Origin of the sequence: Algibacter marinivivus, from assembly GCF_003143755.1 — a bacterium.
GTDB classification, from domain to species: domain Bacteria; phylum Bacteroidota; class Bacteroidia; order Flavobacteriales; family Flavobacteriaceae; genus Algibacter_B; species Algibacter_B marinivivus.
Genome location: NZ_QFRI01000002.1, coordinates 472,755 through 487,330 on the forward strand (window position 1 = coordinate 472,755; position 14,576 = coordinate 487,330).

Below are 14,576 nucleotides of genomic sequence, written 5' to 3' on the forward strand. Positions count from 1 at the left end.
GTCAAAAGCTTTCTTTAAATCTAAACGATTTTAAAGTTCAAAAATACTTGAAATAAAATTATTATCAATAAGCTACGTTATAATTATCAATTCCATTATTTTTGCCTAAAACCCAAATACAATGCGTAAGTTATTTTTTGTTTTCTTAGTTTTAGTCTTTGTACCTCTCAACTCTTGTGATGATGGAGATATTATTGATTTTGAATTAGATTTTGAAAATACTTTTCAAGTTTGTTCTGGTGAAACTTCTACAGGACAAAGTACTTTGGTTTTTTACAAAACAAAAAATGACCCTTCAGAATCTATATCAGTTCAAGTTAACGGTTTAAACTTAGAGGATATTTTTGAAGTGGATGAGAATGGTGAATATGAAAACACTACTTCAATCTCTTCTTCAGCACCATTAAATTACAGAACATATAGTAATACAACTTTGCCAGATAATTTGTTTTGTAACGTTGTACCCAATTCTGAGGTAAACATAAAAAATGATGATGTAAGTACTAGTGGACAAGTAATAATTACTACTGTTTTGGTTGAAGATGATAACGATGATATTACAGCAGATTTAGAAGATAGAAATGGCAATGGTGATTTAACTGATGATGATACTGATGGTGATGGATTACCAAATTATATTGATGCTGATGATGATGGTGATAATATTTTAACCAAAGATGAAGACCCAGATCCGAATGGTGATGGAGATTTAAGTGATGCTTTAGATACTGATGGTGATGGTACACCAGATTATTTAGATGCAGATGATGATGGTGATGGGATAGATACCAGAGATGAAGAAAATGATAGCCAAGATCAAAATCCTGCAAACGATATTACTATAAGTGAGTTTGGTCCAGATTATTTAAATAAGGATGTAGCTAATCTGGGTGCTCCGGCTGCTGTAGCTTATAGAGATCATACAATTACTGAAACATACACCGTAACGCTTAACGTTACAAATTTTGATTTAACCTTAATATCTCTTGATATTTATGATTTCGGAACTCTAGATGATAGTTCAACTTCTACAACCAGAACTGAGACGCCAGATTTTCCTTAATTCTATTGTTTAGTTTGAAGACGTATTTTGATAAATATAAACTTCTGTTGCGCCTAAACCATACTTTTGATAATTGGCATCATAATATTTAACGTTATTATATCTACCAAATAAATATTCAAGCTCCATTTTTAAAACACCTTCCCCTACACCATGTATAAAAACGATTTTTTGTATTCGCTTAGAAATTGCAAAATCCAATTTATGTCTAGCTGTATCTAATTGAAGGGTAAGCATTTCATGGTTACTCATTCCCTTTGCAGATTTTACTAACTGATTGATATGCAAATCCACTTCCATAGTAGGCTCATATCTATCTTTAGCGCGCTTTTTAGTTTGTTGCTTTCTTTTGGGTGTTTCCTTTTCTGAAACAACATCTTTAATATTCGAGTTTGAAAATATTTCAGAGGAAATAGATTCCTTTTTAGCTTTCAAAACCAACTCATTTGCATTGTAATCAATTAAAAACCCATCCTCAGTTTCAATTGAAATAGTATGCCCTGAAATTTCTTTTATCACTCCAGACAAATCTTCATCTAAAACCAATACATGGTCTCCAGTTTTAAAATTCATAATCAAACATCAGAGTTTTGGTCATTCTCATTGTCATTTCTACTAGGTATCGTTTTTGATATTCTATAAACACCAATCATAAGCATTACAATACCAGCTATAAGTAAATACTTATTTTGATCCGCATCAACTTTTGCATACATAGCAACAAATGCACCAATAATAATTAAAATATAATTTAGATATTTCATCTTATAAAGAAACAGAATTTAGAGAGTAAATTACATCAAAAATTAGTTTTTTTAACTTTAATTTTTCACAAAAAAAGAATCACAAATAATCGACGAAATGCATTTTATAGCGTCAAAGAGCAAATTAAATAGAAAAAATAGTATATTTGCTGTATTGAAGTCCCCATACTTTATGCAAAAAATAATACTTTTTTTATTTCTATTAGCCACAAGCCTAAGTTTTTCTCAACTTTCAGTTAGAAATAGCGCTTACATTTTTGTAAATAATGAAGTTGTTTTTGTTGAAGACGATATTAACCTTAACGAAGCAACTAGCACTATTTATTTGAGAAACGAAGCTCAAATTATTCAAGGAACTGGAACTACTGGAAATTCGGGCATTGGTGAATTAAGTGTTTATCAGGAAGCAAATGGAGGAGAACATGAATACAACTATTGGTGTTCCCCTATTGGAAGTAAAACTAGCAATTCAATAAACAACCCTTTTGGTATTTCATTCTTAAATGATGTTACTGGTTTAATAACCTCAACACCTGCAACTTTTGTAACTTCATCAACTTACAACGGTACTTCTAGTCCTCTAAACATAGAACCTTATTGGGTTTGGAAATTTATTGCCTCTGATGATTACTCTGAATGGATTCATGTTCAAGGCAATACATCTATCAACCCAGGAGAAGGCTTTACCATGAAAGGCACCATTGGTTCTGGTGATGCACAACGTTATGATTTTAGAGGAAAACCAAACAATGGCACCATAGCCGTAAATGTTGCAACTAATCAATACTCATTAGTTGGCAACCCATACCCATCAGCAATGGATGCTTTAGCATATATTCACGATACTCAAAATGCAGGTACTATAACTGGCACTTTGTACTATTGGGAACAAGATCTTTCAACTAACTCGCATTATATAAGAGATTACAGTGGTGGTTATGCTACTTATACCATAAATGCAGCTGGTGTAGAAACATTTGTGCCGGCAGTTTTCAACACATATAATGGAGATGGTTCAATCAATGTTGCAAATACTGGTTCTGGAAGTAAAACCGCAAGACGCTATATACCCATTGGGCAAGGTTTTATGGTTGAAGGTACCGCGAATGACGTAGTTAGAGCAAAAAACGCGCATCGTTATTTTACAAGAGAAACTGCAGCAAATAGTGAATTTTTTAGAGGAACAGGAAAGAAAGAGAAAAATGAACCTATGTTCTCAAAAATTCCAGATGACTATAAACGCTTTAGACTAAATATTGATTTTAATAATAATTATACAAGACAACTTGTACAAACATTCCATAGTTCTGCTTCAAAAGGTTTTGATTATGGCTTAGAATCAAAAATAAGTGAGACTGATATTATAAGTTCTGATGCTTACTGGGTTGTTGATGGTAACTCCCACATTGCTGAGGCCTTACCATATGATGAAAACAGTCCTATTCCACTAACCATTAAAATAAATCAAGACCAACCGATTACAATTAGAATTGCTGATATTCAATATTTTGACAATGAAAAACCTATCTATTTACATGATAAAGAAATAGATACGTATACTAATTTAAGAAATCAGAATTTTGAAATTAATCTAGCTATTGGTGAATATATAGATCGTTTTGAAATTACTTTTAATAAAAACCTATTAAATAATTCAGTTGAAACTTTCGAAGGTTTAAAAATATTTCAAAACAACAGAAAATCAGAACTTAAATTATTGAATAGAAATAATATTGAAATTACATCTCTTAAATTATTCGACATTTCTGGTAAACAAATTATGAATGAGGTTATTTCGTCTTCTAAAAGAAAACATTCATATTCAACAAAATCAATCAGTTCTGGTGTTTATATTGTTAAAATTGAATTAAAAGATTATAAAATCTTCACTCAAAAAATTGTTGTTGATAATAAAAAATAGCAAACAACATATTTAGTTCATTTAATAGCTTTTAGTATTTTAGCTTTCAATCAAATCACATTTTTTTAGATTTTATGGAAGAGTATATGCTCCCGTGTTTAAATAAAAAACTACTAGGAATAGAGTGTATGGGCTGTGGTATGCAACGGGCTATTGCATTAATTTTTCAAGGAGAATTTGTTGCAGCATTCCATATGTATCCAGCTATTTACAGCTTAATTGCACTTTTTATATGTATTGGCATTAATATTTTCTTTAAATTTAAACATTCGAATAAAATTATTGGAGTACTCGCTATTATAACGGTTGCTACAATTATAACAAGTTATCTTATTAAAATAATCAATTAAAATTCTTAAAATGAAGAAAAAACTCAATCCAACTTTAATTTATGTGCTATCTATATTGGGGTTTGTATGTTGCTGCCTAGGAGGTGCCGTTTTATCAATACCAGCATATATTATGGCTCATAATAAAGTTAAAGATGCTGAAATAAATCCTGATGATTATGAAGGAGATTTAAAAGCTATGAAAACAGCAAAAACAGTAGCTCTTGTTTCTGCAATAATAAGTGGTCTAATGCTTATTAGAATTATTTATGTTCTAGCAACAAATGACTGGGATGAACTACAAAGAACGTTTGAAGAGGCCATAGAACAAGCACAACAAGCTCAATAAAAATACTATTATTAAAAGGCGACCAAATGGTCGCCTTTTTTTATTCTATTTTGTACTAAAATAATGAAGTACCTAATGCTCCAATTAAAATAATAACATAAAGTCCAATAATAGCAATAGTAAAAATGCCAATGAATTTATAATGCGATTTCAAATTCAAAAAAGCACTTTTAAAGTTTTCATTATTATCAGACTTTAAAGCACTTTTCATGTTTTTAGCAAACTTGAATAAGTATAACAATGGAAAAAAGTAGATTAATGCAAAAAGGATGTAAAAAAGCCCCACCCCAGCAGAATAACCTAATCCGTAAGCAGTGTCTCCTCCAAATTGATTCATTCCAGTAAAAAAGCTAACTCCAATACCTCCTGTAACCATTAGTCCTATTCCAACAAATCCAAGTATGGATAAAAAATAAGCCCACTTTGATATTTCCTTTAAAAATCCTTTAATTTCATTATTCACTTCTAACTCAAAGCTTTTAAAAGCTGACTTTTCTTCCATATTAATTATTTAATTTTCAAATTGTTTTAGTGTCTTTTTAATAATATCAACACAATCTAATAATTCCTCTTTTGTCATCACTAAAGGTGGTGCAAAACGAATAATATTACCATGTGTTGGTTTAGCTAACAAACCATTATCGCGTAAAGCTAAACAAATATTCCAAGCCGTATCACTATCTTCATCGTCATTAATTACAATAGCGTTTAGCAAGCCTTTTCCTCTAACAAGGTTAACTATATTACTAGTTGCTATGTATTTATTTAATTCACTTCTAAAAAGGTTCCCTAATTCAAAAGCATTTTCTGCTAGTTTTTCATCTCTTACAACTTCAAGTGCTGCAATGGCGACTGCTGCTGCAATAGGATTTCCTCCAAAAGTACTTCCATGATTTCCTGGTTTGATAACGTTCATAACATGATCATTTGCTAAAACCGCTGAAACAGGATACACACCTCCACTAATGGCTTTTCCAAGAATTAAAACATCTGGCTTTACTTCTGGTGAATTATCACAATTTTTGCTTTCGCATGAACAGTTCCCGCAAGTTGCCAATAACCTGCCTGTTCTAGCAATACCAGTTTGAACCTCATCAGCTATAAACAACACATTATGTTTTTCACAAAGTGCTTTAGCTTTTACTAAATAATCATTACTAGGAACATAAACACCAGCTTCTCCTTGAATTGGTTCAACTAAAAAACCACTTACATTTGGATTAGTCTTTAACGCTTCTTCTAAAGCAATTAAATTATCATATTCAATTTTAATAAATCCATTAGTGTAAGGTCCGAAGTTTTTACGCGCTACAGGATCATTTGAAAATGAAATTATAGTTGTTGTTCTTCCATGGAAATTGTTTTCACAAACAATGATTTCAGCTTTATTTTCATCAATCCCTTTTACCTCATAGGCCCATTTTCTACAAAGCTTTAAAGCGGTTTCTACAGCTTCAGCTCCCGTATTCATAGGTAAAAGTTTATCAAACCCGAAAAACTCGCAAGCGAATTTCTCATATTTACCAAGCATATCGTTATGGAAAGCTCTTGAGGTTAGTGTTAATGTTTGCGCTTGTTGCGTCATGGCATTAACAATTTTAGGGTGACAATGTCCTTGATTTACTGCTGAATATGCAGATAAAAAATCATAATACTTTTTCCCCTCTACATCCCATACAAACACACCTTCTCCCCTGTTTAATACTACAGGTAATGGATGGTAATTGTGTGCACCGTACTTGTTTTCTAAATCTATCGCTTGTTGCGAAGTTAATTGGTCTAAAACAGCCATTTTAATTTGTTTTAAATTAATAAATAACCATTCCTTATCTACCTTTATCCTTTCGAAGAGTGTCGAAAATTCAGCGTGGGAAAGAAATCATCCCTAGGAGGTACAAAGCTAATAAATATTAGTTGCTTCAAAAAATCTTATTCAGACATTCTTCCTGATAGCGAAGATACTTGTATTTCCAGACGTTTAATTTCACGTAACAATGCATTTTTATCCATTTGCATCCAAGCAAAAACTTTAAGCATACTAACTCCTAATAAAAAAACAAGACTTCCTGTTGCCCATTTTATCATATCAAAAGTAATTTCAGAATTAAAAAATTGCACTAAGCAATAGATAAATAAACCGAAGAATACCAAAGTCATGAAATTCATCATATACATAATCCACTTATTTTTCCCTTTGAATAATCCAAGTATCATTTGCAATACATTCTGTTCATCTAAATCATCGTAAAATTTAGCTTCTTCTTGTGTTAGCGTTTCTTTTATTAATTTGTCTATGTCTTCCATATTATTTTTCATAATTATAATGTTTTAAAAGTTGTTTTAATTTTTCTCTTGCGTGAAATAATCTTGATTTTGCTGTCCCTACAGAAATATTAAGCATTGAACTAATCTCTTTCAATGAATAGGATTCAGTGTAAAACAGTTTCACAACAACTTGTTGATGCTGAGGTAACTGTTTAAAGACTTCCAACAGTTTTAATTTTATTTCAGAGCTAGACTCAAAAGGCTTTTGAATGGCAACCGTTTCTTGTTCATGTTTTATTTGTTCTTTATGCTTTTGCTGCCTTTTATTTTTATTTAACCAATCTATAGCATTATTGCACACAATGCGTAATGCCCAACTCCCAAAACGTTCTGGTTTATTTAAAGCATCAATTCTTCTTATTATTACAGTCCAAGAATCTTGAGCAATATCTTTAGCAACATCAGCATCTTTAACCAACCAATAAGCCTTTTCACAAAAGGTTTTATGCCATTGTTTTACCAATTGATTTAATGCACTTTTATCCCCAGATTGAAATGCTATAACTAAATCTTTATCTGATGTTTTTCCCTTCACTTATTTTAGAATATACCTCCAAATACGAACCCAAAAAGACCATTTTGTAAATTTCTTAGTCTCTAAAAAATTATTTTCAACAGTATCAAAAGCGTTTTCAATTAAAGCATCATGCAACCATCGTATTACAAAAATCCATTTAAAAGTAGCCAACCCTTCCGTTTCCATAATGATGCTATGCTTAATCTCTGTTGATTTAGCATCCATCGCTTCAATTTCAAATTTATGAATTCCATTAAACCCTTTAGGTTTCAAAAACCTAAACACTATTCGTTCTTCAATTTCAAAAGTTTCAATTGCATATCCGATAATACCATGTCCGCCTTTCTCTCCTACTTTTAATCCATTTTTAAATCGCATTGCTGGCCATCTATCCTTAGGCCAAACTTTATCATTTTTTGTTGATAGTGTTTTCAACAAAGTAACAACTTGAGCTTTGGGTTGATTAATCGTTCTTTTATGGATGTTTACAACTTGCATTCTACTTTAAAGACGGTAAAAAATTAAAAAGGTTCATTTTATTTTGAAGTTTTTTAAAGATAATTCTATTTACCTACATTTAATCTATTGCGATTATTATTTTTGCAGCATGTCTAGAAGAAGTAAACAGAGAAAACAAGTTTTTGAGCACATAGAAGTTATAGATGCTGGTGCCAAAGGAAAAACAGTAGCAAAAGCACCAGACGGAAAAGTGGTTTTTTTACCAAATGCAGTTCCGGGTGATGTGGTTGATGTACAAACTTTTAAAAAAAGAAAAGCGTATTACGAAGGGAAAGCAATAGTTTTTCATAAACTTTCGGACAAAAGAACAGAACCTGCTTGCGAACATTTTGGAACCTGCGGTGGTTGTAAATGGCAAGATATGGGCTATGGGCACCAATTGTTTTATAAGCAGAAAGAGGTTACTAATAACTTAACCAGAATTGGACACATTGAACTTCCTGAAGTGACTCCCATTTTAGGTTCTGATGAACAATATTTTTATAGAAACAAGATGGAATTTTCTTTTAGTGATAGTCGTTGGCTAACCCTTGAAGAAATTAAATCTGATAAAGATTTAGGCGATAAAAATGCTTTAGGGTTTCATATTCCTGGAATGTGGGATAAAATTTTAGATATTGAAAAATGTCATTTACAAGCAGACCCTTCAAACGCTATTAGAAATACAGTTAAAAGTTTTGCTATTGAAAACGGTTTAGAATTCTTTAACACTAGAAACCAAACCGGATTATTAAGAACTATGATGATTCGTACATCTAGTACAGGCGATATTATGGTGATGATTCAGTTTTTTAAAGAAGATAAAGTGAAACGCGAATTACTACTCGATTATATTGCAGAAAAATTTCCACAGATAACATCGTTACAGTACGTTATTAATGAAAAAGCTAACGACACAATTTATGATCAAGAGGTAGTTTGTTATAAAGGTGCCGACCATATTTTTGAAGAAATGGAAGGCTTAAGGTTTAAAATAAACGCGAAATCTTTTTATCAAACCAACTCCAACCAAGCTTTTGAACTTTATAAAATTACAAGAGATTTTGCTGGATTAACCGGAGACGAATTGGTTTATGATTTATATACAGGAACTGGAACCATTGCTCAGTTTGTTTCAAAGCAAGCTAAAAAAGTAGTTGGTGTAGAATCTGTTCCCGATGCTATTACTGCAGCTAAAGAAAATGCACAATTAAATAATATTAATAACGTTGAATTCTTTGTTGGAGACATGAAACAGGTTTTTAATAATGAATTTATTGAAACGCATGGGCAACCAGATGTTATTATTACAGATCCACCTAGAGATGGCATGCATAAAGATGTAGTGCAACAAATATTAAATATAGCACCAAAACGTGTGGTTTATGTAAGCTGTAATAGCGCAACCCAAGCAAGAGATTTAGCACTAATGGATGCCACTTATAAAGTAATAAAAACCCAAGCTGTTGATATGTTTCCGCAAACGTTTCATGTGGAAAATGTTGTACTTTTGGAAAAGCGATAATAAATATTGATGAAAAAAATTAGCCTGCTTATTTTAATGATGTTTATAGTTGGTAACTACAGTTGCGAGCGCGATGATATTTGTCCTGGCTCAACTGCCACCACACCAAGATTGTTAATCGATTTTTTAGACTCCACAGATCAAGATAACATGAAAAATGTATTTGATTTGGTAGTTATTGGTGTTGAAAATAACACAACTTTAGAATCTCCTTTATCTGATTATGTTTTTGTAGATACTGATAACGTTATCTTGCCTTTAAAAACCACAGACAATACCACAGAATACATCTTTGTAAAAGAAGCCACCGTTAATGATAATGGCACACCTGATGACACCACTGATGATTTTGTAGATGGTAACCAAGATAGAATTGAAATAAACTATAGTCGAGAGCAAGTTTTTGTATCTCGTGCCTGTGGTTTTAAAACTATTTTTAAAAATGTAACACTCACCATAATTGATGATGGTGATAATTGGATGCTTTCAAGAGCACCTTTAACTGATAATCAATCTGTAGAAGATGAAACAACAACACACTTTAACATTACGCATTAGTAATTTAATACTTATGCTTTTTATTTGTGTGTTTGTTAATGCACAAAATGACAGCATTCCTGAAACTATTGATGATTCTAATCAAATTAAACTAAAATACGGACTGCGCTTAGGTGGAGATATTGGTAAATTGATTAGAACATCTCTTGATGATGATTACACTGGTTTTGAAATTATGGCAGATTATCGCTTAAAAGAAAAACTATATATAGCAGGAGAAATTGGTTTTGAAGAAAAAAACACTATCAATGATTATTTGAACATTACCACAAAAGGAAGCTATATAAAAGGCGGTATAGACTTTAACATGTACCAAAATTGGCTAAACATGGATAACATGATTTATGCTGGTTTTAGAGTTGGTGCAAGTACATTTAGTCACGATTTAAATAGCTTTCAAGTGTATAGTATAGACCAATATTGGGCACCTCAGCTAACATCAGATAATAAACAAGAACTTACCGGACTCACCGCATTTTGGGCAGAAATTATATTAGGCCTAAAAGCAGAAATATTTAATAACCTATACATGGGTTTAAACGTTCAGCTAAAAATATCTGCTAGCCAAACCATTCCAAATAATTTTGATAATGTTTACATCCCTGGTTTTGGCAAAACTTATGATAGTAGTGGTATTGGCGCTGGGTACAGTTACTTTCTAGCCTATAGAATCCCGCTTTACAAAAAGGCTAAATAGTTAGTTTTAATTTGGGCGTTACCCACAAGGGGTCGGGCTATCCGTTACAAGTCCTCGCACCTCTCCCTTAACCCCGATAGCTATCGGGGTCGGGATCGGGCTGTGGGCTATCCACTACTATCCCTAACGCGAACAAATCCGCCAAAGTCAGTCTTCAAACCAAACGCATTTCACTTTTAATCTATAAAAAAATACATTCATCAATTATATGCAATCAGCTTAACAAATAAGTTAACTTTTTCTTACAAATTCTAAGTTTTTTATTTATGTTTGAAAAGCTAGTGCTTAAAACAAACTCAAATATTAAACTAAATGACCAGAGCTGAACACCTAAAATTTTGTAAAAAATGTACAAACAGAGAACTTGATATGAAAAGAGGTCTTGTTTGTAATTTAACAAATGAAATTGCGGATTTTGAAAAAGAATGCGGATCCTTTAAATTAGATGATACTGTTGTAGAAAGAATTGATGACACAGAAGCTGTTGAACATAGTGAGGTCATACAAAAACTTTCAGAAAAAGATATTGAAAAATTTAAATCAGAACAAGATTATCCAAAAGCTGTTACTACCGGAATAGTAGTTGGCCTTATTGGTGCAATACTTTGGGGGGCAATTACTGTGGCAACTGGCTACCAAATAGGATATATGGCAATTGCCATAGGCGCTGGTGTAGGTATTTCTATGCGTTATTTAGGGAAAGGAATTGACCAAATATTTGGAATTACAGGTGGTATTATTGCCATATTAAGTTGCTTTCTAGGAAACTTTTTTAGCCTTGTAGGTTTTGCTGCAAACCAAGAAGGTCTAGGTTATATAGAAGTATTATCAATGATAGATTATAGTTTAGTCCCTAGTATAATGATGGAGGCCTTTAGTCCTATGGATTTATTTTTCTATGCCATTGCTGCGTATGAAGGGTATAAATTTGCATTTAGAACATTTACCGAAAAAGACCTTTATAATTTAGAAAACAACAATTCTTAGTAATTCATTTTTCTTATCAATAAACGTAAATATGAAGTACTCTTTTCTTTTTTTATTAGCTTGTATCTCATTGGCATCTTGCAAGCAAATTGATGCTAACAAACAGATAGATGAAGGTGAGTTTAAAAAAAACACATATACAAGTAATGAATTAGGGTGGACTATTAAAATCCCTGAAGGCTGGAAGATTACAAGCCGTGAACAAAATGAAAAATTTGAAAAGAAAGGTTTAGAAGCAATGGAAGATTTAGTTGATGGTGAAATTGATGTTAGTCAATTAAAAGACTTAATAGGGTTTCAGAAAAATCAATTTAATATGTTTCAATCTAATACCGAGCCATTTAAAGAAGAATATGATGGAGAATGGGAAGAAAATAATGCCTTAATTAAAGCACTTATTTTTAACACATACCAGAATCAGGGCATTAAAGTAGATTCTTCTAAAACAACATCTTCAAGAATAGGTGGATTAAATTTTGAAACTTATAAATTTACAATTTATGCACCCAATGGAGATGTTATTTTAAATCAAATAATGTATAGCAGATTAATAAATGAACTTTCTTTTGGAGTAAATATAAATTATAATAATGAAGCGGATAAAAATGAGATGCTAAGCAGTTGGAAAAAATCAAAATTTAAAAAAAAATAAAATGAAACCTATCCTATTCCTTTTTGTATTTATAATAAATATAGTTGTGTTGAATGCTCAATCAACCATTGATGATTTTGTAAAAAAAGGTATTGAATATCATGATGCTCAAAATTATGAAATGGCCATCAAAACTTACGAAAAAGCTTTAGAGATAAATCCTAAATCAACTCTTGTTAATTACGAAATTTCATTAAGTTATTTCAATAGTAAGAACTATGAAAAAGCTATCGAATATTCTGATAAAGTTTTAAAACAAAAATCCAAACATATGATGCAAGCATACCTTACTAAAGGCTCGTCATTAGATGTATTAGGAAAAACTAAAGAATCTATAAAATTATTTGAAAAAGCAATTAAAAATGAAGGAAGTCATTATTTACTTCATTACAACTTAGCGCTTAATTTTTATAAAATAGGAAAATTAGACGATGCGGAAGAACATGTTATTAAAGCAATAGAGAATAACTCTAATCATGCAAGCAGCCATTATATGCTAGCAAATATTCATAACTACAAAGGGCATACGGTACAAACATTATTAGCGCTTCATTATTTTCTATTTTTAGAACCAGACTCTACAAGATCTATAGAAGCTTATATGTTGCTTCATGATAAATTTGGAGGTAACGTTACAAAGGAAAAAGATAAAGCCACTACCATAAATATTAACCTTTCTTCTCTGGGAGCAGAATCAGATTTTGGAGCTGCAGAACTTATGATAGGTATGTTGGAAGCCTCAAAAAATTTAGAAGAAAATGTGGGTAAAACCGACGACGAAATGTTTATTGAAAACACTGACTCTTTTTTTACTGTTATGGGCGAGCTTAAAAAGAAAAAGCACAAAGGTATTTGGTGGACATTCTACACCACATTTTTTTATGAACTAGCAAAAAGTAATCACTTACCAACGTATTGTCATTATATAAACCAATCTGGAAATAAAGACTCAAGAAAATGGATTCAGGATAATCAAGAACAGTTAAATGCATTTGGAGATTGGTTAGAAAAAATATAATTTATAATGACTCAAAACTTTACAAATGACATTTAGATTTTTAATTTTCGCTTTATTAACAGTAACACTTTCTTCGTCACAGAACAAAATACCAAAAGGAAACCTTTCTGATGATACCATCTTTTTCGAATTTGCTATCTATTTTTTAAAAAATGATAAAATTGATGATGATGAAGCAAAAAAAATATTTAAAGACCAGTATCCAAACTTTAAGGTACATGATACATTCCCAAATCCAGATACGCTTAAAGGCAATAACGTTATTATAACTGGTGTTGATAATGTAATGATAGATTTTCCTCCTATGGATCTTGAGTATTTAAAATATACTAATCAGGGACTTACTGAAAGAGAGAAGACCGATTTACAAACATCAAAATATGCTTTAGTATTAGATTTTACTTGTGAAAAAAATCAATTAATAGCAAGCTTAAAAAAAGCTAATGATTATATTTTTAGTTTAATAAAAAATAAAGATGCCGTTGTTTTTGATTCTGAAACCAGAGAAACTTTTAGTAAAAAATTCTGGAAAGAAAAACGATTAATTTCTAACAAATCAGTCAATTTAGCAGAGCATATTACCATACATTTTTATCAAAAAGATGAGTTTTGTAGAGCCATATCACTTGGTATGTTAAAATTTGGGCTACCAGATATTGTCATTGAAAATTTATCCTGTAAATCTGGCCCTGAATTAGCCAGTTTTATAAATTTAATTGCTCAAACACTATTTGAAAAACAAGCGCTTGAAAAAAGCGGAGTGCTTAATCTTGATATAAATACTATAGAAAATAAGCCATTAAAAACACGCTTGTTAAGTGATTTATATGAAAATGCAACTAAACAAGCTGAAGTACAACTTATTGAGGGAGGTTTAGAAGAAGGCGACCCCGAAAACAGATTAATTGAAGTTGCATTTTCAAGTGATAACCCACAAATTGAACAAAATGAAGTCATATCCAAAATATTTGGGTCTTTAGATGAAGTAACCTTTTTAAAGCATGATGAAAAACTTGAAGCTGCAAGTAATAGAGCAAAAGCAAAAATACCAGAGTTACAAAAGCTATTTTTAGCTGGCTTGCCTTTAAACACTCATTTGTTAATTAAGTTTCCATTTGAAAGTGAAGACGGCCAAAGAGAATGGATGTGGGTTGAAATAACTAAATGGAAAGGTGAAAAAGTAGATGGTTTATTACAAAACGACCCAAGATTTGTTATGACATTAAAAGCGGGTCAGAAAGTAACAAAAAATATAAATGATATGTTTGATTATATATTATACAAACCAGATGGTAGTCAAGAAGGAAATGAAACTGGTGAAATTATTATGGAAAGTCAAAGATAGACTTTTTAAATACTAGAAAAACTCTTAC

The 14,576-nt window shown here is 31.3% G+C and carries 18 protein-coding genes; 11 read left to right on the forward strand and 7 right to left on the reverse strand.

The annotated features are described in order from the left end of the window. Window positions 1-121: 121 nt before the first annotated feature. Window positions 122-1,063 (forward strand): hypothetical protein, encoded by a 942-nt coding sequence (locus DIS18_RS10445; protein WP_109353003.1) that lies wholly within the window; start codon window positions 122-124, stop codon window positions 1,061-1,063. A gap of 9 nt (window positions 1,064-1,072) precedes the next feature. Here DIS18_RS10445 and DIS18_RS10450 read toward each other — a convergent pair whose 3' ends face one another. Further along, the gene (locus DIS18_RS10450) at window positions 1,073-1,636 is read right to left on the reverse strand and encodes a Smr/MutS family protein (RefSeq protein ID WP_109353004.1); all 564 of its coding nucleotides are present in this window, start codon (window positions 1,634-1,636) and stop codon (window positions 1,073-1,075) included. Window positions 1,637-1,638: 2 nt separating this feature from the next. Continuing rightward, a complete protein-coding gene (locus DIS18_RS10455) occupies window positions 1,639-1,827 on the reverse strand; it encodes a hypothetical protein (RefSeq protein ID WP_109353005.1) in 189 nt (62 codons plus the stop codon). 172 nt (window positions 1,828-1,999) lie between these two features. Here DIS18_RS10455 and DIS18_RS10460 point away from each other — a divergent pair, with 172 nt between their 5' ends. From DIS18_RS10460 to DIS18_RS10470, 3 genes are all read left to right on the forward strand, one after another. Beyond that, complete coding sequence (locus DIS18_RS10460) at window positions 2,000-3,748, forward strand: T9SS type A sorting domain-containing protein (RefSeq protein ID WP_181364033.1); 1,749 nt, start codon at window positions 2,000-2,002, stop codon at window positions 3,746-3,748. A 74-nt stretch (window positions 3,749-3,822) separates the two neighbouring features. Further along, complete coding sequence (locus tag DIS18_RS10465) at window positions 3,823-4,098, forward strand: DUF2752 domain-containing protein (RefSeq protein WP_109353007.1); 276 nt, start codon at window positions 3,823-3,825, stop codon at window positions 4,096-4,098. Between the two features lie 10 nt (window positions 4,099-4,108). Next, on the forward strand, window positions 4,109-4,426 hold the full coding sequence (locus DIS18_RS10470; RefSeq protein ID WP_109353008.1) for a CCC motif membrane protein: 318 nt from the start codon (window positions 4,109-4,111) through the stop codon (window positions 4,424-4,426). 55 nt (window positions 4,427-4,481) lie between these two features. On the opposite strand, the gene DIS18_RS10475 is transcribed toward DIS18_RS10470, so the two are convergent. From DIS18_RS10475 to DIS18_RS10495, 5 genes are all read right to left on the reverse strand, one after another. Further along, window positions 4,482-4,928, reverse strand: a complete 447-nt coding sequence (locus DIS18_RS10475; RefSeq protein WP_109353009.1) for a DUF5362 family protein — start codon at window positions 4,926-4,928, stop codon at window positions 4,482-4,484. A gap of 9 nt (window positions 4,929-4,937) precedes the next feature. Further along, window positions 4,938-6,218 (reverse strand): ornithine--oxo-acid transaminase, encoded by a 1,281-nt coding sequence (gene rocD / locus DIS18_RS10480; RefSeq protein WP_109353010.1) that lies wholly within the window; start codon window positions 6,216-6,218, stop codon window positions 4,938-4,940. 137 nt (window positions 6,219-6,355) lie between these two features. Next, window positions 6,356-6,742, reverse strand: coding sequence for a DUF6768 family protein (locus DIS18_RS10485; protein ID WP_109353011.1), 387 nt, complete (start codon window positions 6,740-6,742; stop codon window positions 6,356-6,358). Continuing rightward, window positions 6,732-7,286 carry an RNA polymerase sigma factor gene (locus tag DIS18_RS10490; protein ID WP_109353012.1) on the reverse strand — a complete coding sequence of 185 codons (555 nt, stop codon included), beginning with the start codon at window positions 7,284-7,286 and terminating at the stop codon, window positions 6,732-6,734. The genes DIS18_RS10485 and DIS18_RS10490 overlap by 11 nt, the downstream gene beginning before the upstream one ends. Then, window positions 7,287-7,766 carry a hypothetical protein gene (locus tag DIS18_RS10495; RefSeq protein ID WP_109353013.1) on the reverse strand — a complete coding sequence of 160 codons (480 nt, stop codon included), beginning with the start codon at window positions 7,764-7,766 and terminating at the stop codon, window positions 7,287-7,289. Window positions 7,767-7,875: 109 nt separating this feature from the next. Between DIS18_RS10495 and rlmD the strand changes: the two genes are divergently transcribed. The 7 genes from rlmD (at window position 7,876) to DIS18_RS10530 (ending at window position 14,548) form a co-directional block, all read left to right on the forward strand. Next, a complete protein-coding gene (rlmD, locus tag DIS18_RS10500; RefSeq protein WP_109353014.1) occupies window positions 7,876-9,291 on the forward strand; it encodes a 23S rRNA (uracil(1939)-C(5))-methyltransferase RlmD in 1,416 nt (471 codons plus the stop codon). Between the two features lie 9 nt (window positions 9,292-9,300). After that, a complete protein-coding gene (locus DIS18_RS10505; protein WP_109353015.1) occupies window positions 9,301-9,849 on the forward strand; it encodes a DUF6452 family protein in 549 nt (182 codons plus the stop codon). Further along, a complete protein-coding gene (locus tag DIS18_RS10510) occupies window positions 9,815-10,546 on the forward strand; it encodes a DUF6048 family protein (RefSeq protein ID WP_109353016.1) in 732 nt (243 codons plus the stop codon). Before DIS18_RS10505 ends, DIS18_RS10510 begins: the two co-directional genes overlap by 35 nt. Before the next feature lie 369 nt (window positions 10,547-10,915). Next, window positions 10,916-11,533, forward strand: a complete 618-nt coding sequence (locus tag DIS18_RS10515; protein ID WP_245925667.1) for a hypothetical protein — start codon at window positions 10,916-10,918, stop codon at window positions 11,531-11,533. A gap of 31 nt (window positions 11,534-11,564) precedes the next feature. Next, window positions 11,565-12,185: a hypothetical protein gene (locus DIS18_RS10520; RefSeq protein WP_146191818.1), complete on the forward strand. Its 621-nt coding sequence runs from the start codon at window positions 11,565-11,567 to the stop codon at window positions 12,183-12,185. Window position 12,186: 1 nt separating this feature from the next. Next, window positions 12,187-13,203 carry a tetratricopeptide repeat protein gene (locus DIS18_RS10525; RefSeq protein ID WP_109353019.1) on the forward strand — a complete coding sequence of 339 codons (1,017 nt, stop codon included), beginning with the start codon at window positions 12,187-12,189 and terminating at the stop codon, window positions 13,201-13,203. 25 nt (window positions 13,204-13,228) lie between these two features. Next, window positions 13,229-14,548 carry a DUF2314 domain-containing protein gene (locus tag DIS18_RS10530; protein ID WP_109353020.1) on the forward strand — a complete coding sequence of 440 codons (1,320 nt, stop codon included), beginning with the start codon at window positions 13,229-13,231 and terminating at the stop codon, window positions 14,546-14,548. The last annotated feature ends 28 nt before the right edge of the window (window positions 14,549-14,576 follow it).

Coding starts and splice junctions, on each gene's coding strand:
- DIS18_RS10530 (WP_109353020.1), top strand. CDS start 13,229: ATGACATTTAGATTTTTAATTTTCGCTTTATTAACAGTAACACTTTCT.
- DIS18_RS10475 (WP_109353009.1), bottom strand. CDS start 4,928: ATGGAAGAAAAGTCAGCTTTTAAAAGCTTTGAGTTAGAAGTGAATAAT.
- DIS18_RS10465 (WP_109353007.1), top strand. CDS start 3,823: ATGGAAGAGTATATGCTCCCGTGTTTAAATAAAAAACTACTAGGAATA.
- DIS18_RS10495 (WP_109353013.1), bottom strand. CDS start 7,766: ATGCAAGTTGTAAACATCCATAAAAGAACGATTAATCAACCCAAAGCT.
- rocD (WP_109353010.1), bottom strand. CDS start 6,218: ATGGCTGTTTTAGACCAATTAACTTCGCAACAAGCGATAGATTTAGAA.
- DIS18_RS10450 (WP_109353004.1), bottom strand. CDS start 1,636: ATGAATTTTAAAACTGGAGACCATGTATTGGTTTTAGATGAAGATTTG.
- DIS18_RS10515 (WP_245925667.1), top strand. CDS start 10,916: ATGAAAAGAGGTCTTGTTTGTAATTTAACAAATGAAATTGCGGATTTT.
- DIS18_RS10510 (WP_109353016.1), top strand. CDS start 9,815: ATGAAACAACAACACACTTTAACATTACGCATTAGTAATTTAATACTT.
- DIS18_RS10525 (WP_109353019.1), top strand. CDS start 12,187: ATGAAACCTATCCTATTCCTTTTTGTATTTATAATAAATATAGTTGTG.
- DIS18_RS10505 (WP_109353015.1), top strand. CDS start 9,301: ATGAAAAAAATTAGCCTGCTTATTTTAATGATGTTTATAGTTGGTAAC.
- DIS18_RS10460 (WP_181364033.1), top strand. CDS start 2,000: ATGCAAAAAATAATACTTTTTTTATTTCTATTAGCCACAAGCCTAAGT.
- DIS18_RS10455 (WP_109353005.1), bottom strand. CDS start 1,827: ATGAAATATCTAAATTATATTTTAATTATTATTGGTGCATTTGTTGCT.
- DIS18_RS10445 (WP_109353003.1), top strand. CDS start 122: ATGCGTAAGTTATTTTTTGTTTTCTTAGTTTTAGTCTTTGTACCTCTC.
- DIS18_RS10485 (WP_109353011.1), bottom strand. CDS start 6,742: ATGAAAAATAATATGGAAGACATAGACAAATTAATAAAAGAAACGCTA.
- DIS18_RS10520 (WP_146191818.1), top strand. CDS start 11,565: ATGAAGTACTCTTTTCTTTTTTTATTAGCTTGTATCTCATTGGCATCT.
- rlmD (WP_109353014.1), top strand. CDS start 7,876: ATGTCTAGAAGAAGTAAACAGAGAAAACAAGTTTTTGAGCACATAGAA.
- DIS18_RS10470 (WP_109353008.1), top strand. CDS start 4,109: ATGAAGAAAAAACTCAATCCAACTTTAATTTATGTGCTATCTATATTG.